This is a genomic window from Thalassospira sp. CH_XMU1458 (assembly GCF_037027205.1).
Classification (GTDB): Bacteria; Pseudomonadota; Alphaproteobacteria; order Rhodospirillales; family Thalassospiraceae; genus Thalassospira; species Thalassospira tepidiphila.
In genome coordinates, this window is the sequence record NZ_JAYMDW010000002.1 from 1,285,206 (window position 1) to 1,307,819 (window position 22,614).

The 22,614-nt window shown below is 53.8% G+C and carries 18 protein-coding genes; 10 read left to right on the forward strand and 8 right to left on the reverse strand.

Features of this window, described 5'->3' with window-relative positions; all coding sequences use genetic code 11:
- Window position 1: 1 nt before the first annotated feature.
- From WBY09_RS13380 to WBY09_RS13405, 6 genes are all read right to left on the reverse strand, one after another.
- Window positions 2–1,390, reverse strand: a complete 1,389-nt coding sequence (locus WBY09_RS13380) for an MATE family efflux transporter (RefSeq protein ID WP_336232983.1) — start codon at window positions 1,388–1,390, stop codon at window positions 2–4.
- Window positions 1,391–1,427: 37 nt separating this feature from the next.
- A complete protein-coding gene (locus WBY09_RS13385; RefSeq protein ID WP_336232984.1) occupies window positions 1,428–2,765 on the reverse strand; it encodes a hypothetical protein in 1,338 nt (445 codons plus the stop codon).
- A 427-nt stretch (window positions 2,766–3,192) separates the two neighbouring features.
- A complete protein-coding gene (locus WBY09_RS13390; protein WP_336232985.1) occupies window positions 3,193–4,860 on the reverse strand; it encodes a methyl-accepting chemotaxis protein in 1,668 nt (555 codons plus the stop codon).
- Between the two features lie 341 nt (window positions 4,861–5,201).
- Window positions 5,202–5,717, reverse strand: a complete 516-nt coding sequence (locus WBY09_RS13395; protein ID WP_336232986.1) for a DUF934 domain-containing protein — start codon at window positions 5,715–5,717, stop codon at window positions 5,202–5,204.
- Window positions 5,704–7,359: a nitrite/sulfite reductase gene (locus WBY09_RS13400; RefSeq protein ID WP_336232987.1), complete on the reverse strand. Its 1,656-nt coding sequence runs from the start codon at window positions 7,357–7,359 to the stop codon at window positions 5,704–5,706. Before WBY09_RS13400 ends, WBY09_RS13395 begins: the two co-directional genes overlap by 14 nt.
- 10 nt (window positions 7,360–7,369) lie before the next feature.
- Entirely contained in the window at window positions 7,370–7,663 is a 294-nt protein-coding gene (locus WBY09_RS13405) for a DUF2849 domain-containing protein (RefSeq protein WP_008890566.1), read from the reverse strand.
- Between the two features lie 216 nt (window positions 7,664–7,879).
- On the opposite strand from WBY09_RS13405, the gene WBY09_RS13410 reads away from it, so the two are divergent.
- Window positions 7,880–8,296 (forward strand): DUF1489 family protein, encoded by a 417-nt coding sequence (locus WBY09_RS13410; protein ID WP_008890565.1) that lies wholly within the window; start codon window positions 7,880–7,882, stop codon window positions 8,294–8,296.
- 2 nt (window positions 8,297–8,298) lie between these two features.
- Here the strand turns inward: WBY09_RS13410 and gcvA are convergent, their stop codons facing one another.
- On the reverse strand, window positions 8,299–9,246 hold the full coding sequence (gene gcvA / locus WBY09_RS13415; protein WP_336232988.1) for a transcriptional regulator GcvA: 948 nt from the start codon (window positions 9,244–9,246) through the stop codon (window positions 8,299–8,301).
- 138 nt (window positions 9,247–9,384) lie between these two features.
- Between gcvA and WBY09_RS13420 the strand changes: the two genes are divergently transcribed.
- From WBY09_RS13420 to WBY09_RS13430, 3 genes are all read left to right on the forward strand, one after another.
- Window positions 9,385–9,627: a DUF1127 domain-containing protein gene (locus WBY09_RS13420; RefSeq protein ID WP_286792257.1), complete on the forward strand. Its 243-nt coding sequence runs from the start codon at window positions 9,385–9,387 to the stop codon at window positions 9,625–9,627.
- A 247-nt stretch (window positions 9,628–9,874) separates the two neighbouring features.
- Window positions 9,875–10,927 (forward strand): polyphosphate kinase 2, encoded by a 1,053-nt coding sequence (ppk2, locus tag WBY09_RS13425; RefSeq protein ID WP_286792256.1) that lies wholly within the window; start codon window positions 9,875–9,877, stop codon window positions 10,925–10,927.
- A 123-nt stretch (window positions 10,928–11,050) separates the two neighbouring features.
- On the forward strand, window positions 11,051–11,920 hold the full coding sequence (locus WBY09_RS13430; RefSeq protein WP_336232989.1) for an NAD(P)-dependent oxidoreductase: 870 nt from the start codon (window positions 11,051–11,053) through the stop codon (window positions 11,918–11,920).
- Window positions 11,921–12,005: 85 nt separating this feature from the next.
- On the opposite strand, the gene WBY09_RS13435 is transcribed toward WBY09_RS13430, so the two are convergent.
- Window positions 12,006–13,508 (reverse strand): S41 family peptidase, encoded by a 1,503-nt coding sequence (locus WBY09_RS13435; protein ID WP_252724093.1) that lies wholly within the window; start codon window positions 13,506–13,508, stop codon window positions 12,006–12,008.
- A 381-nt stretch (window positions 13,509–13,889) separates the two neighbouring features.
- Here WBY09_RS13435 and WBY09_RS13440 point away from each other — a divergent pair, with 381 nt between their 5' ends.
- The 6 genes from WBY09_RS13440 (at window position 13,890) to pdxA (ending at window position 22,610) form a co-directional block, all read left to right on the forward strand.
- Window positions 13,890–15,656, forward strand: a complete 1,767-nt coding sequence (locus tag WBY09_RS13440; RefSeq protein ID WP_336232991.1) for an acyl-CoA dehydrogenase — start codon at window positions 13,890–13,892, stop codon at window positions 15,654–15,656.
- Between the two features lie 235 nt (window positions 15,657–15,891).
- Window positions 15,892–16,989 (forward strand): LPS export ABC transporter permease LptF, encoded by a 1,098-nt coding sequence (lptF, locus tag WBY09_RS13445; RefSeq protein WP_064781609.1) that lies wholly within the window; start codon window positions 15,892–15,894, stop codon window positions 16,987–16,989.
- Window positions 16,986–18,089, forward strand: coding sequence for an LPS export ABC transporter permease LptG (lptG, locus tag WBY09_RS13450; RefSeq protein WP_064781610.1), 1,104 nt, complete (start codon window positions 16,986–16,988; stop codon window positions 18,087–18,089). Before lptF ends, lptG begins: the two co-directional genes overlap by 4 nt.
- Window positions 18,090–18,110: 21 nt before the next feature.
- A complete protein-coding gene (locus WBY09_RS13455) occupies window positions 18,111–20,279 on the forward strand; it encodes an LPS-assembly protein LptD (protein ID WP_336232993.1) in 2,169 nt (722 codons plus the stop codon).
- Window positions 20,280–20,285: 6 nt separating this feature from the next.
- On the forward strand, window positions 20,286–21,566 hold the full coding sequence (locus WBY09_RS13460) for a peptidylprolyl isomerase (protein WP_336232994.1): 1,281 nt from the start codon (window positions 20,286–20,288) through the stop codon (window positions 21,564–21,566).
- A gap of 27 nt (window positions 21,567–21,593) precedes the next feature.
- Entirely contained in the window at window positions 21,594–22,610 is a 1,017-nt protein-coding gene (gene pdxA, locus WBY09_RS13465) for a 4-hydroxythreonine-4-phosphate dehydrogenase PdxA (protein ID WP_064781613.1), read from the forward strand.
- Window positions 22,611–22,614 lie beyond the last annotated feature (4 nt).

Genomic DNA, 22,614 nt, shown 5'->3' on the forward strand with positions numbered 1-22,614 from the left:
ATCACCCTGCGCTCCCGCCCCCAACCACGGGCTTGTGTGTCCCCGATTGCAACAATTGGTCTGAACGAGGTTTCTGGCACGCCAGCCTGTAGCTGACGATGCCGGTCAAGGCACCAAACAACACAATCCCTGCGACCTGCCCCCACAAAACCCCGACGGCCCCGAAATAGATGCTGCCCGACCAGACGAGCGGGATCACGCCGAGAAACTCCTTGGCAAGATCGGCAAGCATCGCAAGATTAGGCCGCCCGGTGACGTTAAAGAAGGTATGGGATGAAAACTGCAGCCCCAGGAACATGTAAAGCGGCGCAATCGCCGTACAAAACAGGCCCAGCAGGTTTGCAGTTTCCGGTGTGGTGCGAAACAGCTCAGCCAATTGGTCAGACAAAACAAACAACAGCCCCGACACCACCAGACCATAGACAACAATCAGCCCCCAGACCGAATGCCAGATGGCCCGCACCCGATCCGTACGTTTGGCGGAAAAGTTCTGCCCAAAGATCGGCCCGATAGCTTGGGGCAAGGCCATGTAACCGACAAAAGCAAATGGGGCGATGCGTTCGATGATCGCCATTGCCGCGACGGCATCTGAGCCAAAGTTTGCCATTGATGCCATGATAAAGCCGCTGGCAATTGGCGGGCCGGTTTTGGCCAGCCCGACCGGCACGGTGACCCTGGCAATTTCGCGAACATCTTGCGCGAATACAGCACGATCAAAGCGGCCCAGCATGTTATGCACATTGCGCACGCCATAAAACGCAATCACCATAATCACGACGCGCGATATCACGGTGGCCCAGGCGGCACCTTCCACACCCCAGCCAAAACCAAAGATAAATATCGGATCAAGCACGCCATTGGTGACCGCCCCTGCGACCTTGGCCCACATCGACCGCTGTTTGGCACCGATCACCCGTAAAAGCGCACCGGATGCCATGCTAAGCACCAGAATGGGCAGGCACAGCATGACGATCTGAAGATAACTTGTACCAAGCGCATGGACGCGGCCTGATGCGCCAAGTGCTGCCAGCATCGTTGGCGCCCCCCACCAAATCGCCACCGTCATCAGAACCGAAAGACCGACACCGAAAAGCAGAATATGCGTTGCCATCACACGCGCGCGGTCACGGTCGCCAAGCCCTTCGGCCCGTGCCACCAATGCCGTCATCGATGTCGACACCCCAAGCGATATCGCCAGCGTGAAAAATATCAACGGCCAGGCAAAGCCAAGTGCGGCAACAATATCGACGTCACCCAGAAGGCTCAGGAAAAACAGATCAAGCGCATCGACAGCCACCATCGCAACAAGTGCAAGCATGCTTGTCGAAGCCATGCTCAGGATATGGCGCAGAATCGACCCACCAATAAAATACTGCTGCTGCAACGCCATTTTGGGTTTGATCCGTCACGGTTGGAAAAGCGAGGCATCAATCGTTTTTGAAAGAGCTTGCAGATGTATCGGCACTGACAAGGAACTTGTGCCGTTGCCGCCTTGAAAGATGTTCTGTTTCTGCCGCCGATACCGGCTGTTTCGCGGCAAGGTTCAGATCCGTTCCAGCCTTCCATTTCGCGGCGATGACGCTTGGATTTTGCGGGCAAAACTCATTGAGCCGGGCTATCACATGGTGCTGCACACGGCTGGCCTCGGGGAATTTCCGGTCCGTCCAGAACCGTTTGCGCGGCCGGAAATAGCCGACCTCATCAAGAAACGAAACGCCGAAATAGTGACAGGACTCAAGCGAATTATAAAAATGTTCGTCAAAGACAAAACTGCCATCCTTGCGCATCGAATGCGTCAGACACCAGCCCAACATCTCGTCAAGCTGCCTTGCTGCGAAATCACGCTGGGCTGGTGTCATATGTGACCAGCCATGACGAAATATCTTCGCGACATCATAATTGTTGTGGTTGTTGAAATTACCGCGGCTCCGCCAGCCAACCGGATATTCTTCACCCCGCCGCTCAAGGGTCGTGCGGATCAGGCTTGGCCAATGGCGAACATCCCCTTTGCGATAGGACACAATGTGGAACGTAAAACTCAGATCATCATAGCGATGGGTTTTACCATCCGATGAATACCATGGCCCCCAGTAACCGGTTTCCGGGTTTTGAATGTCGTCAAGGAAATCGGTGAAGGCCTTGATATAGGCATCATCAAGCGCGATCCCGCGCACATGTTCGCGGGCAAAATTGCGCAGGCGCGGCTTGAAGCATAACTGCGCCAGACAGCACAGGACCGAGCCCAGTTCATCACGCTTGTTGCGCCCGGTTGCGGCAATATCCGACACCAGAAGATCTTCGAGATAGGCGCGCATTTTCGGGATGGTTGATACCGGCTCCAGAAAATGAAGCGGGTAGCGCGGTGCGCGTTTTTCCGTTGCCAGTTCATGCAGACGCACAATGGTCGCATCAAACTTGTGATGAAACTCGGTATATTGCCAGCCCCACGATCCATCGATCGATGATTGGCGCGCAACGTAACTTTGATCGGTTTCGGCAAAGCTGCTTTCAAGGCGCGTTACAAGATCATCGAGCCGCGGCCAATAGGCCGTGTACCGTGCAAGCCACTTGGCGTAGATATAGAGCTGCTGGGACGCAAGCATGGTGCGGCTATATTCGCTGAACCGGCGCAATATCCCGGCCATGGCACCAAGATGATCGTTATATCTTTGTACTTTGTCGTGATAGGCACGGTCATAGCGGGCGAAATCCCGCGTAATCACGCATCCGTCAACCGCATGTGCAAGTCCCGATACAGTAGTCATCTATGGTTCCGGCCACCTCGCTTGATCAAGAGAACGGCTGCCTGTGATTAGAACCACCTTCTTTGCCCAAAAGATGGCACACATCGAAAAGTACGGATGTCGGTCAGAGATCCCCTTCCGGGCCGCTGTCTTCACGCAAAGAACAGTCGACTAAAACCTTAAAGGTTGTCTCAAAGACCAACATAAACAGCTATTAATTGCATACAGGATATTGCGACCTGACGCTACCCTTTTGGCGAAAACTATACGTAGCCCTATTGCCAAAGATTAATATGGTGCTGATGCTCAATTTCACGGGCAGCACAATTCAAGTAACCCTAAAATAACAACTTTCTAAAGTTTTCTGCCCGCCATGCAGACAGAAAAAGGGGCACTCTAACGAGTGCCCCTCAGTCAGAACATATTTGCAATGTTCGAATGTATAGGATCACACAGCACGTACCGCGCTCAGGAATGCTTCAACCTTGTGGCGCAGGCTTTCAGACTCCCGCGACAATTCTGACGCGGCACTCAGCACCTGTTCGGCAGCAGCGCCGGTGGACCCGGCCGCCTCATTCACACTGACGATGTTCGATGTTACCTCGGTCGTACCGACGGAAGCTTCCTGAACGTTACGGGTGATTTCAAGGGTTGCCGCCCCCTGTTCTTCGACGGCACTTGCGATGGCAGCTGATATTTCGCTGATTTCTGTGATGGTGGAAGAAATCGTGCCAATCGCCGTCACCGCCCCATCGGTTTCATTCTGAATACCGGTGATCTGGTTGGTGATGTCCTCGGTCGCGCGTGACGTCGCGGTTGCAAGGTTTTTGACCTCTGCCGCGACAACGGCAAAGCCTTTGCCGGCATCGCCCGCACGGGCTGCCTCGATGGTGGCATTAAGGGCCAGCAGGTTGGTTTGTTCGGCGATGTCGCTGATCAGACCGACCACATCACCGATCTTTTGCGCGGCCTCGGCAAGGCCACGGATCTGGATGTTGGTTTTCTCGGCATCTTCGACCGCGCGATTGGCAACCGTCGATGACTGGCTGACCTGCTGGGTGATTTCAGCAATCGAGGCGCTGAGTTGTTCAGTCGCGCTGGCAACGGTTTGAACGTTGGTCGATGCCTGTTCGGCCGCAGCAGCAACGATGCCCGACTGACGACTTGTTTCCTCGGCCGTGCTGCTCATGCCGGTTGCGGTTGACTGCATCTCGGTCGCGGCAGAGGCCAAGGTTTTAAGGATAACCGACATGTCCTGATCAAAGCTGGCGGTCAGCTCGTTAATTTTCGCGGCCCTTTTTTCGCGACGTTTGACGGCCTCGGCTTCTTCCGCTGCGAGCTGTTCAGCCTTTATCATGTTTTCCTTGAAGACCAGCACCGCCTTGGACATATCTCCGATTTCATCGCGGCGATCCTGGCCTGGAATATCAATCTGCTTGTTGCCACCGGCCAGTTCCTTCATGACCTCGGTGATCTGACGGATCGGACGCGAAATACCCGTACCAATAATCCATGCGGCAAAACCACCAAGGATCACCGCCACACCGCCGACAATGGCGGTAACGATCACCGCCTGTGACGCCGCCTTGGTCGCCCGCGGGCCGATTTGATCCTGTTCCGCCTTGACCGACAGTTTCAGGTCTTCGAGATTTTCGGCAACCACCGGGCCAACTTCATCGAGTGTATCAGCCACCAGCTGATCACGCGCCGGATCCCCCACGGGCAGTGACGCAACCTTGTCGAAGGTATCGCGATAGATGATCAGGTTTGCCCCGGCAGATTGCGCCGTTTCAATCATTTGCGGTTCATCAAGCAGGGCAACAAGTTCGTCATTCAACTTTATTGCTGTCGCCAGACGCTCATCGACATTGTCTGCCGCAGCACTGTCTCCTGTCAGCAGATAGTGTTTAACCGAGACGCGTGCTTCAAGCAGGTTGGCCTGCACCCTGCCTGCTTGGTTGGACTGCAATGCGATATGGCGATACCGCACGAAGTCATCCCCGACACTGCTTATCGAGAACTCCGACCAGAGAGAGGCAAGCACGAGCAAAACCAGCACAACGCCAAAGCCGCCATATACTTTTGTTGAAATTTTGAGACGATTAAAAACCGACATAAACGAGGTTCTCCCAATTACTCTGTCACCTCATTCATCATATTATATTTTTACAATCATTACGTGATATACGCGTGATTACGTCACTATGCGTTAGGTGATATTGGCCTATTCATTATGAGGACACCTTGTGTATAAGCATAAAACTCAAGAATAATCTTATATATACGTTTGATTCGGAGAAAGATTATCATTAAATCAATCATGTAATCTATCTTCTTAGAGACTTTCCAATGTATTGAGCCATGTGGAAAAAGAAAAAGGGCCCCCTGTTCGGGGACCCTTGATTGAATGGCTCAGGCTTATTCGACAATGGTCGAAGGCCGGATGCTTTTCGCCGTTTACTTCAAAGCGGCGCGACGACGTTCGCGCAAAGATTGTGCCGTGACGCGGCCATCACCGGTCGGCTGATAATAGACCGACATTTCCTTAAGTGCGGCACGCACCTTATTCAGGGCGACTTCGCCTTCGACCTTAAGGTCATAGGCGTCAAAACCACAGCGGTGCATGTAAAGGATCTGGTCACGCAGGACATCGCCAACCGCGCGAAGTTCGCCGGTGAAGCCCATGCGTTCACGCAACACCCGGCCATAGGAATATCCGCGGCCATCGGTGTAGGCCGGGAAATTGACCGTGATGATCGACAGACGATCAAGATCATCTGCCAGATCTTCGGGCGCATCGCCCGGGTTCAACTGCACACCCAGACCGCCATTGCGGCCCAGAAGGCTGTCACGTTCTTCCTTGAAACGGGCGAGCGGCACAATCAGGTTTTCGTCACTTGCCGGAAGGTCGCCTTCGGCGTCAACCGTGATCCATTCCTGTTCGATCACGCTGTCATTCTTAACGATCGCCATAAAGCACCTCCTTGAACGGATCCATGCCGACACGACGGTAGGTGTCGATGAAACGTTCGCCGCTTTCGCGGATATCAATATATTTGGTCACAAGGCTTTCGATCGCATCGACCACTTCGGCTTCGGAGAAACCGGCACCGGCGATCTTGCCGATCGAGGCATCCTGGCTGGCGTCACCACCAAGCGTGATCTGATAGAACTCCTTGCCGCGCTTATCGAGGCCAAGAATACCGATATGACCAACATGGTGATGCCCGCAGGCATTGATGCAACCGGAAATCTTGATCTTGAGTTCGCCAATGTCATGTTGACGATCGAGATCCCCGAAACGTTCGGAAATCCGCTGTGACAGCGGGATCGAACGCGCGGTTGCCAAGGCGCAATAATCAAGGCCCGGGCAGGAAATGATATCGGTGACATAGCCAAGGTTGGCGGTACCAAGGTCAGCCTTGTCCAGTTCGCTCCAAACCGCGAAAAGGTCGGCCTTTTTGACGTGCGGCAGAACGAGGTTCTGTTCGTGGGTCACACGCACATCGCCAAAGCTGTATTTTTCCGAAAGATCGGCAACCAGTTCCATCTGGGTATCGGTCGCATCGCCCGGAATGCCGCCAATCGGTTTCAGCGATACGTTGGCAATCGCATAGCCCGGCTGTTTATGTTCGATGACGTTCGAACGCACCCAGTTGGCGAAACGACGGTTTTCCGCCTTGTGACGTTCGAAATCGGCATCGTCGTCAGAAAGGGCTTCAAACGCCGGCGGGGCGAACTGTTCGATGTAATGGGCGATTTCCGCATCATCAACGCGCAGCGACCCGTCCTTGATCTGGGACCATTCCTCTTCGACGAGCTCGCGGATTTTATCAATGCCTTCCTCGTGAACGAGGATCTTGATACGCGCCTTGTACTTGTTATCACGACGGCCAAAGCGGTTGTAAACGCGCAGGATGGCTTCTAGATAGGAGAACAAATCGTTCTTGCCAATAAACTCGCGGATGGTCTTGCCGACAAACGGCGTACGACCAAGGCCACCGCCAACCATGACTTCAAAGCCGGTTTCACCCGCATCGTTCTGATGCATGCGAAGACCGATATCATGGACCTTGACCGCGGCACGGTCATTTGGCGATCCGGTCACGGCGATCTTGAACTTGCGCGGCAGATAGGTGAATTCCGGATGGAAAGTCGACCACTGACGAATCAGTTCGCAATAGGGGCGCGGATCTTCGATTTCATCGGCCGCAGCACCAGCATACTGGTCGGTCGTGGTGTTACGAATGCAGTTGCCTGATGTCTGGATCGCATGCATTTCGACCTTCGCAAGGTCGAGCAACGCATCAGGGATTTCATCAAGCTTCGGCCAGTTATACTGGATGTTCTGGCGGGTGGTGAAATGGCCATAGCCCTTGTCATAGACCCGCGCAATCATGCCAAGCTGGCGCAGCTGATCAGCGCGCAGCGTGCCGTACGGAACGGCAACGCGCAGCATATAGGCGTGCAGCTGCAGATACACACCGTTCATCAGACGCAGCGGACGGAACTGTTCCTCGGTAATGTCACCGGCAAGGCGGCGTTTTACCTGTTCGCGGAACTGTTCAGTCCGTTCATGGACAAGCTGGCGGTCAAAATCGTCATAACGATACATGGGGCTCTCCTTATACCGCCTGATAGCCGAGGTCTTCGCGGACACTCGGACCTTTGGTGCGCAGAACTTCGCGGTATTTTGTCGGCACGATATCCGCGCCCTGCTGTTCGACATCAATCAGATAAGGCCCAACAATCACGATATCGAGTTCGGGTGCACTGGCTTCAGCCAAAAGCGCATCTGCGGCCTCTTTGCCGTCAGCGATGCGGGCATCGTTGATGTTTTCGCTCCAGCTACCATCGCTGGTCAGGAACACCACCAACCCGTCTTCCAGACGGTTTGCCGTGACAACTTGCAGGGACATTCGGTTCTCTCAGCCTGTAAATCTCTCGGGTTTGGTCCTGTATCGGACCTTTTCTGCACCAGAATTTGGCTGATTACCCCTTATTGGTCAAGTTTTTTTGTGAAATATCATATATTACACTTATTTTTGTGTTTTAATAATCCACTATTGACCGCTCGGCGTACGGGTTCTACCTCATCAGTCATTGAACACCACCGCACAAGAAACCTTCCTGATATGCCTTTGAACATCATCAAACTGAGCGTCGGCACAGAAAGCCCCGAAAGCCTGAAGGAATGGCAGACCTATTTTCAGGCCATGCACGGGCGCATTTTCCACACCACACGCATGACGCCAAAACGCAAGGCAGAGATTCTTGATGGCGGATCAATTTATTGGGTGATCAAGGGGGCGGTGCGCTGCCGCCAGCAGGTCATTGATCTTGAAGAATACGTCAATGAAGAAGGCACGAAATATTGCCGCATCGTGCTGGACGACGAATTGATCGCCACCCGTCCCTACCCGCACCGCGCTTTTCAGGGATGGCGCTATTTCCCCGATGATAAATGCCCGCCAGATGAAAAACAGGGCGGCGGCACTGACGCCCTGCCCGATGACATGGCCGACGAATTGCGTGACCTTGGGTTAATCTGAACTCAGCCCTCGACAGGGGCGTCCGCCTCATCGGGATCAATTTCGCGCAAGGTCTCAGCCACTTCATTTTTAAGCCAGCTTACAAATGCCTTTACGCGCGGCCGTCTCAGGTGCTCCTCCGGATACACCAGATAATAGGCCCCGCTTGAGGCAACGCTTTGCGCAAACGGTCGCACCAGATTGCCCGCCGCCAGATCAAGGGCGGCCAGACTTGTGCGCGCCATGGCAATCCCCTGCCCCATCAGGGCGGCCTGAATGACCATGTCGCCGGAGTTAAACCGAAGACCGCGGCTGACATCAACACCTTCTGCACCGACACCGTTGAGCCAGAATTCCCAGTCGGCGGCATGCGGGTGATCCATAAAGGTGGTGGCATCATGAAGCAATTGGTGCCCGGCGACATCGGCCGGTTCTTTCAGTTCGGGATTGGCGGCAAGATAGGCCGGGCTGCACACCGGGAAAGACTCGTCACGCATCAACATTTCGCACACCAGCCCCGGATAATTGCCACTGCCGAACCGAACCGCCAGATCAATGCCCTCGGTCCGTAAATTGACAAGCCGGTCATCGGCATGAATGCGCACATCAATATCGGGAAACGCATCGCGGAAATGCCCGAGACGCGGCACCAGCCATTTCACCGCAAAACTTTGCAACACACTGACCGTCACCACACCGGCTTCCTCAATCGTGGTCAGGCGTTCGATCTCCTCGGCAATGCATGAAAAGCCTGCTGTGGTTGCCTGGGCCAGTTGCGCGCCCTCTTCGGTCAGATGGATCTGACGCGGCAACCGATGAAACAGCTTGAAACCAAGATATTCCTCAAGCTGGCGGACCTGCTGGCTGATGGCGCCCTGAGTGACAAACAGCTCCTCGGCCGCCTTGGTGAAGCTCAGATGGCGGGCAGCGGCATCAAAGGCGCGCACGGACTGCAAAGGCGGAAGCCGCATGGATATTACTCCAACATCATGAATTAGAATTCCTAATCCGTTTGATCAGAAATACTCGTTTGTCGCGCTCCAAAGATAGCCGCAATATGGCTTCAACAGCAAACATTGCATTAGCAATATTAACTCATGGAGAGAATGATGGCTTATTCACTTAGCCCTGCTCCGTCTGCCGTGGAGCGCCCGCCCAAAGCAAGTATCCGTAAGTTCATTACCACCCTTGTTAGCCGCCTCAATGATCTTTCAAACCGCTTTGCACGGTTGCTTGCGGTTCGTGAAGAACGTCGGATGTTGCTCAGAATGTCAGATCAGCAGCTTGCGGACATCGGGATCACCCGTGCCCAGGCCGAAGAAGAATACCGGCAGTCTTTCCCGCTGCGATAACCCTGCACGGGATCTGTCCTGCATTACCCCGCCCCCACGGAACACAGCGCAAGACAGATCCACACCCTTCGTGCCACCGCACACCCCACCCTTGGCCTGGTCAATGCCCTCACATTGACCGGGCTTTTTCGTGCGTCATGTTCATAGATCGCGCAACAGGTCGTAATTTGATCCATTGCATTGCGATGAGTTCAATAATCCCGCAAAGTTATGGTTACATCTGACCACAACCGGCGGAATCGGGCGCATGACCTCGGAAAAGAAAACGTCAAAGAAAACCGTGAAAACAGCCAAGCAGGACAGTAATGACGTGCTCGGTGACGCAACACGGCGCACGGGTAAAAGCCGATCTGCGGCCAACCGCACAGATGCCCTTTCGAAACTTGATACTGAGGCAAAGGACCACTTCTTGCTGGACTCCGAAAACCTGACCATGGAACGGATTGACGACCATCCTTCGGGCCCGAATAAAACAACCAGCCAGAACCTGCGCAACATTGCGGAAGATCAGCTTCCACCCGATATCGACCTGAACCCGAAGGCGCGGGCAAAGAAGATGCAGGGTAAGCAATATCTGGAACTGATTGCCCCGCTTCATATCGAGCTTTTGAAACTGCAAAACTGGATCAAGGCGGAAAACCTCAAATCGCTGATCATTTTTGAAGGGCGCGATGCCGCTGGCAAGGGCGGCACGATCAAACGTTTTACCGAACATCTTAATCCGCGTGGTGCCCGGATTGTCGCCCTTGGCAAACCCAACGACCGCGAATTGACGCAATGGTATTTCCAACGCTATATCGAACATCTGCCCAGTGGCGGTGAGATCGCACTGTTTGACCGGTCCTGGTATAACCGTGCGATGGTCGAACGTGTGATGGGCTTTTGCAGCATGTTTGACGTCAGCGAGTTTTTGCAATCCGTACCCGAACTTGAACGCATGCTGATCCGATCCGGCATCCACATGACCAAGTTCTATTTCTCGGTCAGCAAAAAAGAACAGGCACGGCGCTTTAAACAACGCCAAAGCGATCCGCTCAAACAATGGAAACTCAGCCCGGTTGATCTGGCCTCCCAGAACCTTTGGGATTCCTATACCGAGGCCAAACGCGACATGTTCTTTCATACCTCCACCACCGACAGCCCGTGGGTGATCGTGAAGTCAGATGACAAGAAACGTGCGCGCATCAACGCCATCCGGTTCTATCTGTCGAAGTTTGAATACCCCGGAAAACGGCCGGAAATCCTTGTATATGACCGCCGGATCATTCACAGCGTCGCCGAGGAACTTGATGAGGATTGACCAGATCGCTCAATCTCTGGTCTTCCGGATGGTGAAAACATTGTCGTGGTAACATTTGCGTTCATTGACATTGCCCGCGCTGCAACCTTTACTGGAGGCATATAAACCTTCGGGAGGCAAACAATGGCAAAATGTGCATTTATCGGTCTGGGTGTCATGGGATATCCGATGGCCGGTCACCTGCAAAAAGCAGGTCACGACGTTACCGTTTACAACCGTACTTCAGCCAAAGCAGAAAAATGGGTGTCCGAATTTGGCGGATCGTCCGCCCCCACCCCGGCCGAGGCAGCAAAGGGTGCGGAATTCGTCTTTTCCTGTGTCGGCAATGATGACGATCTGCGCAGCGTCATGCTGGGCGACGGCGGGATGTTCGCCGGTATGGACAAGGGATCTGTCCTGATCGACAACACCACCGCATCGGCCGATGTCGCGCGCGAACTTTCTGCTGCGGCCAAGGATATGGGCATTTCATTCATCGATGCCCCGGTTTCCGGTGGTCAGGCAGGTGCCGAGAATGGCGTTCTGACCGTCATGTGTGGCGGCGATCAGGATGCGTTTGATCGCGCTGCCCCGGTCATTGATGCCTTTGCCAAATCTTGCAAGCTGATGGGTGAAAGCGGTTCCGGCCAACTGACCAAAATGGTCAACCAGATTTGCATCGCCGGTCTGGTTCAGGGCCTTTCCGAAGGTGTCAATTTCGGCGTTAAGGCCGGCCTTGATATGGAAAAGGTCCTCGATGTTATTTCCAAGGGTGCCGCTGGCAGTTGGCAGATGGAAAACCGCGGCAGCACCATGGTCGAGAACAAGTTTGATTTCGGCTTTGCCGTTGACTGGATGCGCAAGGATTTGGGCATTTGCCTTGAAGAATCCAAACGCAATGGCGCCCGTTTACCGGTCACGGCCCTGGTTGACCAGTTCTATGCCCAGGTGCAGGAACGCGGCGGCAACCGTTGGGACACCTCAAGCCTGATTGATTTGCTGGCACGCGGTTAAACTGCCGCCTGGCATCAGACCGACAAAACAAAAAGCGCGACCCGTTAAGGTCGCGCTTTTTTGATACGATATCAGGCGATACCGATCAGAGACCTGCGCGCAGCAGCGGCTCCATCTGATTGCGGTAGTTTGCCAGCGGGCCTTTATCGAAATAGCCCACCGCGCATTCAAGAACGGAATCGCGAAGGGGTTTCTCACCCTCACCGTCTGCCAGATTTTCCTCTAGATTCTCGCGGCTCGATTTGCCAAGGCGTTCGATCTCGATATCCTGCTCGCAGCTGGTGGCCTCAAGGGTTGCCAATGACTGACGCGGATCGCGACGGCGCGAAGGCAGTGCGTGCTCAAGATCAATCTCGCGTTCGAATTCCTCGGCATCAGCAAGCGTAATTTCGATATCCGGGATCACACCATGGCCCTGCACAATGTGGTTCTCAGGTGTGGTGTAGTAACCGGTGGTGATTTTAAGCCCGCCGCCCGAAGTCAGCGGCATGATGCGCTGCATCGACCCTTTGCCAAAGGACCGCTCTCCGATGATGATGCCGCGACCGTTTTCACGGAGGGCCGCTGCCATCAGCTCTGCACCGGATGCCGAACCACGATCAAGCAGGATTGCCATCGGCACTTTCTCAAAGAAATCGGACCGGTCGGCTTCGTAGCTCCTCAGTTTGCGCTCACCGCGTCCTTCGGTGGCAACGATCAGACCTTCTGTCAGGAACTGATCGGCGATATCTGCCGCACTATCGAGAAGCCCACCCGGATTACGGCGCAAATCGACAATAATGCCGCGTGGCGATGCGATCCGGTCTTCGAGTTCCCGCAAATATTCCTGAGTCTGGTCGAGTGTGGTCGCATCAAACCGCGACACCCGGATATAACCGATATCCTGATCAATGATACTTGCCGTGACCGAGGGCACCTCAATCCGGGCACGCTTTACCGTGACATCAAAACTGTCTTCGACACGCTGGATGGTCAGGGTCACCGGATCCCCGACCCGGCCACGCATCCGACGCACGGCCTCTGAAATCGGTTCGCCGACCATCTGGTAGCCATCAATGTGGGTAATCCGGTCATCCGGACGCAAACCGGCGCGTGCCGCAGGTGTATCATCAATCGGCGAGACAATCCGGATGCGCTTTTCATCATCAAGGGCAATGACGATCCCGACACCGGCAAAGCTGCCTTCTGTACTTTCCTGAAGGCGACGGAACATATCGTCGGTCATATACGCACTGTGCGGATCAAGGTCATGCAGACTGTCATCAAGCACCGCACCAACCACACCGATCGGCGATGTGTCATCGGTTTCAAGGTCGCCCAACATCGCAATGCTGTTATCGACAAACGCCACGCGATCAATTTGCTCGACATAAGTTTCCGACAGGACCTGAAGTGCTTCGACGTAAAGCTTGTCGGCATGGGCAAACTGTTCTTCGCTGGCGCCAGCGGTCACGCTGGTGCGGTAAGCGTCCAGAAATCTGCGTTCTTCATCGCTTGGCCATGCCGGTCCGGCACAGGCCACCAGTCTTGTCCCGGCGAACGAAATCACCACCGCAAACAAAATTGGCAATATTCCTTTACGCAGCAACAGCTTGCTCCTGTCCTTCGATTTTTTTGACCAAATGCATATTGAACATCAATTGGCCTTGAACAACGACAAGTCTAGCCTGCCTTTTTTCGATTGGCGACCCCTTGGCAAATAATAGATACCAGATCACGCAACTTTTACCTGTTTAAGGCATCGAACTTGGGTCTTGGGAACATATCGGTAGTCTTTTGTCATTTCGCCAGTGTGAAAGCCACAAAGCGTGACTTAAACCAATGTTGAATGCGTCCTGTCGCCCGACTGCACGAATCAGACTCGATCTTGCGGGATCGGGTCGTTATGCTACGAGGCAATAAAACAAGGTTGGCAAAAAGCCGACTGTTCCGAGCGGGCGGCTCACATTTCAGGGAGACGTCTTTTTTCATGAGCGACTTTACGCCCCCCATTTCAGATATCCGTTTTCTGATCCATGACGTGATTGGTCTGGATACGGTTTCCAACCTGCCACCCTATGGTGAAACCAGTGCGGATCTGGTTGACGCAATCCTTGAAGAAGCAGGGAAATTTGCTGCCTCCGTCCTCTCCCCGCTCAATCGTGTTGGCGACAAGGAAGGCGCAAAAATTCTTGAGGACGGTACTGTTCGCACACCGACAGGCTGGAACGAGGCCTATGCGCAATTCTGTGAAGGCGGTTGGCAAGGCATATCCGCGCCGGAAAGCGAGGGCGGCATGGGCTTGCCAATATTGCTTGGCGCTGCAGTTGCCGAAATGTGGCAGGCGGCAAACATGGCGTTTGCGCTTTGCCCGATGCTGACATCCGGCGCGATTGAGGCCCTTATTGCCCATGGATCGGACCAACAGCGTGAACTGTATCTTTCGCGCATGATATCAGGTGAATGGACTGGCACCATGAACCTGACCGAACCACAAGCCGGATCGGACCTCTCGAAAGTGCGCAGTACAGCCGTTTTGCAAGAGGATGGCAGCTACAAAATTTCCGGCCAAAAGATCTTCATTACCTATGGCGATCACGAGATGACCGAGAACATCGTGCATCTTGTTCTGGCCCGAACGCCCGATGCCCCGGCCGGTGTCAAAGGCATTTCACTGTTTATCGTTCCCAAATATCTGGTCTCGGACAGTGGTAAAATCGGCGCACGCAACGACGTCACCTGTGTGTCGCTTGAACACAAGCTTGGCATTCATGGCAGCCCGACGGCGGTTCTGCAGTTTGGCGACAAAGGCGGTGCGACCGGCTTTTTGGTTGGCGAAGAAGGCAAGGGACTGGCCTATATGTTCACCATGATGAACAACGCAAGGCTTGCCGTTGGCCAACAGGGTGTCGCCATTTCCGAACGCTCCTATCAGCAGGCGCTTGATTATGCCAACACGCGCAAACAGGGACGGGATGCCAAAACCGGCGAAGAGGCGCCGATCGCAGTCCACGGCGATGTACAGCGCATGTTGATGCGCATAAGGTCCTCGACCGATGCCGCGCGCGCACTTTCGCTTTATACCGCCGCGCAGCTTGATCTTGCTCACCATCTTTCTGACAAACAGGATCGTGCGGCAGCACAGGCGCGTGCCGACCTTTTGATTCCGCTGGTCAAAGGTTGGGCAACGGATATTGGCGTCGACAATGCATCGCTTGGTGTGCAGATCCACGGCGGCATGGGCTTTATCGAGGAAACCGGGGCAGCCCAGCACCTTCGCGACGCCCGTATTGCCCCGATCTATGAGGGCACCAACGGCATTCAGGCGCTTGATTTCATCGGACGCAAGGTGCTTAGGGATAAGGCGACTGCGCTGACGGCAATGCTTGCAGATATCAAGGAGGCGATCCGCAGCCTGAAAGATATCGATGAAACAAGCGACCTCGCCAAGGCACGCCGTGAACTGGATCACGCAATCGTCGATCTCGAAAATTCAACGGAGTGCGTGTTGGAACGCTGTGCTGCGGATGCTGATATGGCACAAGTGCTTGCCACACCATATTTGCGTCAGGCTGCCCTGTGCATTTCCGGATGGCTGATGCTGCGCTCTCTTGGCGCTCTGAACGACACCGAAACACCAGAAGACCTGCGCAAGGCAAAGAAAAAAAGCTGTATGTTCTTTTTCACTCAACTCCTGCCAGAGGCTGCTTTCATGGCGGCACAGATCAGGAATTGTACGGAAACGGAATTGCTTTAACCGCAGTCATAATTTTGCCGCGCTTTTTAACCATCACAACGTCGCACCATCTCCGCAAATGCAGAACGGTGGTGCGACTTTTTTAGTGCACCTATTCAACCCATCCGATCTTAACCACGTCGACCGACCAACATTCGGAAATCCCGCAAGATTTGAACGGGTTTGACGACAATTTCCTGTTTCGGTTTTTGATTGCTTCTCTATAATCCGCCCAATGAATCGCTTAACCCGATATATGCTCAAACAGCAATTGATCATGATGGTCTTTGTCACACTGGGGCTTCTGTGTGTGATCTGGCTTTCACAAAGCTTGCGCTTTGTTGAAATGATTGTGAATCGGGGCTTGTCGATCTCGGTCTTTTTGCAGCTGACATCCCTGCTGCTGCCAAGCTTTCTGACGATCATTATTCCGATCGCCCTGTTTTTCGTTATTGTCTTTACCTACAACAAACTGATCCAGGACCGCGAACTCATCGTCATGCGCTCGGCGGGGTTGAGCCAGTGGGCACTCGCCAAGCCGGCACTGATTGTCGCACTTCTGTCGACGGCAGTCTGCTATTTCCTGACACTGTTTTACCTTCCCTACAGCTACACACAGTTCAAGGAACTGCAATTCTCGATCCGCAATGATTTCTCATCGGTGCTGTTGCAGGAAGGCAGCTTCACCGACATTGACGGCCTGACCATTTACGTTCGCGAGGTCGGTCGCGATAACGAATTGCTGGGCATTCTGGTGCATGACGCACGTGAGCCCGATGCCCAAACGACCATGATGGCCAAACATGGCGCTTTGCTGAGGACTGACGAGGGTCCACGTATTGTACTGCTCGATGGCAACCGCCAAGAAGTCAATGCCGAGGATGGCACCATGTCGATTCTTTATTTCGATCGCTATGCGGTTGATATTGCGCAAGGTTCTGCGGAAGAAGGACTGCGTTATCAGGAAGCCCGCGAGCGCAGTGTGTATAATCTTTTAACGGGAACACCACCGGATATTGCACAACACGACTTGGGTTCTTTCCGAGCAGAGGGACATGATCGCCTGATCTCTCCCCTGAATGCCATTTCCTTTGCCAGCATCGCGTTGGCCGTTCTTGTTTCAAGCAGTTTCTCGCGACGCGGCCAAACGGGAAGACTGTTGGTTGCGATTGGTGTGATGGTCGTTTGTCAGGCAACAGGCATTGCGGTGAAAAATTTGGCTGCCAAGAATCCTGCTCTCGTTCCATTGATGTACATGAATGCAGCAATCCCAATTGCATTGGGGCTGTATTGGACATTCCGCGGCCCAGTGATCAAGGCGCGGCGCGCAATAAGCCAAGAGGCAGAAGCATGAGGATTTCACCGCTTCTGACATGGTATTTCGGCAAGCATGTCCTGATTTCAGTTCTGGCTATTCTTGCCCTCCTGATCGGTTTAATCCTGATCGGTGACACCATTGAACTGCTCCGGCGGGCGGGCAACAAGCCCGACGCCACAGTCGGCATTGTACTGCAAATGGCAACCAGTCGAATCCCGTTCATGACAGAGAAGGTCCTTCCTTTTGCCGTCCTGTTCGGTTCGATGTTTTCATTCTGGAAACTGACCGGCAATCAGGAGCTTGTAGTGACGCGCGCGGCGGGAGTTTCAGCATGGCAATTCATGCTCCCACCAATCCTGTGCGCTCTAATTCTCGGCAGCATTCAGGTAGGTGCACTCAATCCTCTATCTTCGATTCTGCTACAGAAATACGAAACGCTCGAAGCACGTTATTTGCAGAACAACGCAAGTGTCATGAACCTGTCTTCAAGCGGTCTCTGGTTACGTCAAGGCACCCAAGATGGTCAGGCAGTTATTTTTGCACGATCGGTCAGCAACCAGCAGGGCGACCAACTTGATCTTCGAAACGTGACAATCTTCCGTTTTGAAGATGCGGATGATTTCACGATGCGGGTCGATGCCGGTCGGGCTGTTCTCGAACCGGGAACTTGGCGTTTCTATGATTCATGGAGCTTCGTCCCTGGTCAGGCCAGCACGTTTGCAGAAGAAATGATGCTGCCAACGAACCTGACTGCGCGGAAGATACAGGACAGTTTCGCTTCACCGGAAACGATGTCATTCTGGGATCTGAAGCCCTTCATCACACTGCTTGAACGCGCTGGTTTTAATGCCACCCGTCACCGCATCCATTTTCACAGCCTGTTGTCGAGACCTTTACTTTTATGTGCCATGGTTTTGATCGCGGCTGCATTTTGCCTTAAATTTTCTCGACGTCGGCGCGCATCCCTTGTTATCGGAGGGGGGGTAGCAACCGGCTTCATTCTGTATTTTTGCACGGATGTGATTTCAGCTTTGGGCGTTTCCGGCGGAATTCCTCCGATTTTGTCGGCGTGGGCGCCAGCTGGAATTTCTCTGTTGCTCGGGGTTACAACATTGCTACATCTTGAGGATGGCTAGCCTATGGTCATGGCGGGGGGAATGATAAAAAAACTTGTGACCAGCACCATTCTGGGCTGTGGGATTTTCCTTGCTGGTGGTCTTGCGAGCTTGCATTCTGCCACTGCACAAACAACTGGCTCAGAAGTTCCTACGCCGGAACCAGCCATTTTGTTCAGTGCCGACGAGGTCGATTACAATCAGGAACTCCAAACTGTCACCACGCGTGGGAATGTCGAAATTTCCCGGGAGGGACGTATATTGCTTGCGGATACGGTGAGTTATGACCGAACACAGGATGTTCTCACGGCTTCGGGAAATGTCAGTATCACTGAACCGACGGGCGAAGTCACCTTCGCTAGCTACGTCGAACTGAGCGGCGATTTCAAGGAAGGGATCGTTCAGGACATTTATGTCCTGTTGGATGAGAACACCCGGATCGCCGGTGCAGGTGCCCGCCGCAGCGGCGGGAACTTTACCGAAATTGCCAAAGCAGTTTATTCCCCCTGCAAAGTTTGCGAAGACAATGGAAGTGGTTCAATACCGCTTTGGCGCATTCGCGCGGCGCGCGTGCTGCATGATTCAGAAAGTAAAACCGTGGAATACGAAGACGCTCGTCTTGAAGTCGCAGGTATTCCTGTTCTCTACACCCCATATTTTCAGCATCCAGACCCCACCGTAAAACGGCAGTCAGGTTTGCTTGCACCGTCATTCGGCAGCACCAGCCACGTTGGAAGCTACTTCAGCCAACCCTATTACTGGTCGATCGACGAAAGCAAGGACATGACTTTCACGCCGACCTATACAACCGATGAAGGGCCTGTCCTCGCAAATGAGTACAGACAGCGTCTGGACAGTGGAGAATTCGACGTCGTCAACAGCGTCACAAGAGACAGTGAGGATGACTGGCAAGGCCATATTGATGCCAAAGGACGGTTTGATATCGATCCGACGTGGCGTTGGGGCTTTGACGCCGAACAAGCATCAGAAAAAACATATCTTTCACGGTATGGGTTTGGCTCACCTTCCGTCCTGACTTCGAATCTATTTTCCGAGGGGTTTCGCGGCGCCAGCTACACGCGCGCTGATGCATACTACTTCCAAGGGCTGAAGAGTGATGATGACCGGGACACGACCCCCATTGTTTTGCCGCATCTGCAGTTTCACGGACAATCCGCGCCAGCAAAATACGGTAGCATAACAACCTTGGACTTGGATGGCCTCTCCTTGACCCGCGATGAGGGTACCAATTCGCATCGTGTGTCTGCCAAAGCCGGTTGGGAGCTCCCTCACGTCGGCACAATGGGGGATGTCACCAAACTTAGTCTCTCCGTCCGAAGTGACAACTACCTCGTATCAGACGTATCTCGCAATAATAGAGAAAACTACAGTGGATATACGGGACGCCTGCTGCCACTGGCTGCAATTGACTGGCAGATGCCGTTCGTAAGCAACCAAGGGCAGTACCAACAAGTCATAACCCCAATCGCCATGGCAGCTTGGTCTCCGAACGGCGGTAATCCGGATGAGATCCCGAACGAGGATTCGCAATCATTTGAACTGGATGACATCAACTTGTTCTCCCATGACAGGTTTGGCGGTCTGGATCGCGCAGAGGACGGTTTCAGGGCAAGTTATGGCCTTGAGTGGGGTATCTACGGACCTCAGGGCGGCTATACCAGCGCGATGTTTGGCCAAAGCTACCGCGCAAATGAAAATGATACTTTCGCAGCAGGCTCCGGACTAGATGAACATCTTTCAGACTATGTCGGGCGCGTAACTGTGGCGCCTAACCGGTACCTTGATCTCACTTACCGTTATCGTCTTTCAAACGAGGATTTTTCGGCTCGCAGAAATCAGGTAACGGCAAGTGCCGGTTCAATGGACACCTTGCGTATCAATACTACTTATGTTCATTTCACCGACGACGCTGGCAGTGAAGAATTTGATGAACGTGAAGAGTTCTATTTTCAGGCGCAACGGCAATTCAGCGAGTATTGGTCTGGGCGTGCATATGGGCGATACGACATCGATCAATCAGACCCGCTAGAATACGGTGTCGGATTCGTCTATGAGGACGAGTGTTTCATATTTGATGGACGCATCCGCCGAACCTTCTATCGTGATCAGGACCTAGGAGAGTCCGACGACTTTATTTTCCGTCTTGTATTTAAGACACTGGGCGAATTCGAATCTGCAGCCGGGTTGTAACCAAAGATGTTTTTTAAACTTTCGATGCTCAATAACGCAAAACTCGTCGCCCTACTCACTGCTATTGTGCTTCTAACGTATGCGATCCCTGTCCGCGCCCAGTCGCCAGTTGGCGTCGCTGCGGTTGTCAATGACGAACCGATTTCGATCATCGATCTGGTTGAACGCATCAAGCTTGTTGCCGTCTCCTCCAACATCGAGATGACACCTCAGCGCAGCAACGAGATGGCGCCGCAGATTTTGCAGCAACTGATCAATGAAAAGCTGCAACTGCAGGAAGCCGAGCGTCGTGGCATCGAAGTCACCGATGAAGACATAGCGCGAGGCAAATCAATGATCGAGCAGAATGCCGGCCTTCCCGACGGCATGCTCGACAGGTATCTGTCGCAACGGCAAATCGCATCCGGAACGATTGAAAATCAGATCCGCCCGCAGGTCGCCTGGCAAAAAGTTCTCGGCAGCATGCGGGGTGAAGTTCAGATTTCCGAAGCCGAGATCGACGATACGCTTGAACGCATCATCAGCAACCAGAACAAGCCGCGCAACCGCGTTCAGGAAATCTTCCTGCCTGTTGATAACCCACAGGACAGCACGCGCGTTTACCAAACTGCGCAAGAAATCCGTGATGCCCTGAACAAGGGCGCGGATTTTGCGGGCCTAGCACGACAGTTCTCAGCCAGTGCAAGTGCCGCCAATGGTGGCGACCTTGGTTGGCTGTACGCCGGTGAAATGTCGGCTGACTTGCAGCAGGCGGTCAACCAGCTGCAACCCGGTGACGTAAGTGCGCCGGTCCAGACCGTCCGCGGATATTACATCGTCAAACTGCTGGATCGCCGCGTTGGTGACACAGATGCTGTTACTGATACCAGACTGGACCTTTATCAGCTGTTTGTCCCGATTAGCGGTGACATGCCGCAAGACCAGATTGACGCCAAAATCGCAGTCCTGCAAAACACCCGTGAAACGGCAAATAGCTGTGACGCCATGGCGAATGTTGCTGTCGACCTTGGATCTGATCTGAGCGGCAAGATGGAAGGCATTTCGCCCGGCGAACTTTCTGGGCCGATCCGCCAAGCCGTCACCAATCTTGATGAAGGAACACCGTCCAACATTATTCAGGTTGATGGCGGTGCGTTGATGGTGATGATTTGTAACATTACAGAAGAAAGCAACCTGCCCAGCCGTCAGGACATTGAAAACCGTCTGCGGTTGGAACGTCTTGATATTCTGGCACGCCGCAAACTTCGTGAACTGCGCCGCCAGGCATTTATTGATATCCGGATCTGATCCGGTCGACAGGACCCCGATAGCAAGATGACAGAACGCGACCCCATCGCATTGACGATCGGCGAGCCCGGCGGCATTGGCCCCGAGCTTGCCATCAATGCATGGCTGCGTCGCACGCAGGATGAGCTTGCACCATTTTGCCTGATCTCGCCTGTAAGCACGATCACTCAAGCAATCGGCCGAAGCGGTACTGATGTTCCGGTGCGCGTGATCCGGACAATCCACGAAGCCACGTCCGTTTTTAAGGATGCCCTGCCGGTTCTGGAAATCACAGATAGCGGGACCGAAGTCGTTTCAGGTGTAGCATCACCCAAAACCGCAAGCGTCGTGATTGAGAGCATCACAAAGGCCGTCGAACTGGCGAGCACGGGCAAGGCAAGTGCCGTCGTCACCAACCCGATCCAGAAAAGTGCATTGTATGAAGCCGGTTTCCGCCATCCCGGCCATACCGAGTTTCTGGCAGAGCTCGCAGGACCGGGCACAATCCCCGTCATGATGCTGGCCAACAGCAAACTGCGCGTGGTGCCGCTAACCATCCATATCCCGCTCAAGGATGTCCCGACACAGCTGACAACCGAGCTGATTGTCGAGCGTTGCCGGATCACGCATCAGTCATTGCAAACTGCCTTCGGGATCGCCAAGCCGCGCCTTGCCATCGCCGGGCTGAACCCGCATGCGGGCGAAGATGGCACAATGGGTAGCGAAGAAAAAACCATCATGGCCCCAGCCGTCAAACAACTGCGTGATGAAGGTGTGGATGTTGTCGGCCCCCTACCGGCCGACACCTTGTTCCATGAAGAGGCACGCGCCAATTACGACGTTGCGCTCTGCCCCTACCACGATCAGGCCCTGATACCGGTCAAGACGCTTGATTTCCATGGTGGTGTGAATGTCACGCTGGGATTGCCATTTATCAGAACATCGCCCGATCATGGCACAGCACTTGATATCGCCGGCAAAGGCATCGCGCGCCCCGATAGCCTGATTGCGGCCCTGAAGATGGCAGCAGAAATGGCAACAAAACGCCTTGCGACAGGAGCCTGACCGA

Excerpts from the sequence above, each read along its gene's own strand:
- WBY09_RS13380 (WP_336232983.1), bottom strand. The coding sequence starts at position 1,390 with ATGGCGTTGCAGCAGCAGTATTTTATTGGTGGGTCGATTCTGCGCCAT.
- WBY09_RS13385 (WP_336232984.1), bottom strand. The coding sequence starts at position 2,765 with ATGACTACTGTATCGGGACTTGCACATGCGGTTGACGGATGCGTGATT.
- WBY09_RS13390 (WP_336232985.1), bottom strand. The coding sequence starts at position 4,860 with ATGTCGGTTTTTAATCGTCTCAAAATTTCAACAAAAGTATATGGCGGC.
- WBY09_RS13395 (WP_336232986.1), bottom strand. The coding sequence starts at position 5,717 with ATGGCGATCGTTAAGAATGACAGCGTGATCGAACAGGAATGGATCACG.
- WBY09_RS13400 (WP_336232987.1), bottom strand. The coding sequence starts at position 7,359 with ATGTATCGTTATGACGATTTTGACCGCCAGCTTGTCCATGAACGGACT.
- WBY09_RS13405 (WP_008890566.1), bottom strand. The coding sequence starts at position 7,663 with ATGTCCCTGCAAGTTGTCACGGCAAACCGTCTGGAAGACGGGTTGGTG.
- WBY09_RS13410 (WP_008890565.1), top strand. The coding sequence starts at position 7,880 with ATGCCTTTGAACATCATCAAACTGAGCGTCGGCACAGAAAGCCCCGAA.
- gcvA (WP_336232988.1), bottom strand. The coding sequence starts at position 9,246 with ATGCGGCTTCCGCCTTTGCAGTCCGTGCGCGCCTTTGATGCCGCTGCC.
- WBY09_RS13420 (WP_286792257.1), top strand. The coding sequence starts at position 9,385 with ATGGCTTATTCACTTAGCCCTGCTCCGTCTGCCGTGGAGCGCCCGCCC.
- ppk2 (WP_286792256.1), top strand. The coding sequence starts at position 9,875 with ATGACCTCGGAAAAGAAAACGTCAAAGAAAACCGTGAAAACAGCCAAG.
- WBY09_RS13430 (WP_336232989.1), top strand. The coding sequence starts at position 11,051 with ATGGCAAAATGTGCATTTATCGGTCTGGGTGTCATGGGATATCCGATG.
- WBY09_RS13440 (WP_336232991.1), top strand. The coding sequence starts at position 13,890 with ATGAGCGACTTTACGCCCCCCATTTCAGATATCCGTTTTCTGATCCAT.
- lptF (WP_064781609.1), top strand. The coding sequence starts at position 15,892 with ATGCTCAAACAGCAATTGATCATGATGGTCTTTGTCACACTGGGGCTT.
- lptG (WP_064781610.1), top strand. The coding sequence starts at position 16,986 with ATGAGGATTTCACCGCTTCTGACATGGTATTTCGGCAAGCATGTCCTG.
- WBY09_RS13455 (WP_336232993.1), top strand. The coding sequence starts at position 18,111 with ATGATAAAAAAACTTGTGACCAGCACCATTCTGGGCTGTGGGATTTTC.
- WBY09_RS13460 (WP_336232994.1), top strand. The coding sequence starts at position 20,286 with ATGTTTTTTAAACTTTCGATGCTCAATAACGCAAAACTCGTCGCCCTA.
- pdxA (WP_064781613.1), top strand. The coding sequence starts at position 21,594 with ATGACAGAACGCGACCCCATCGCATTGACGATCGGCGAGCCCGGCGGC.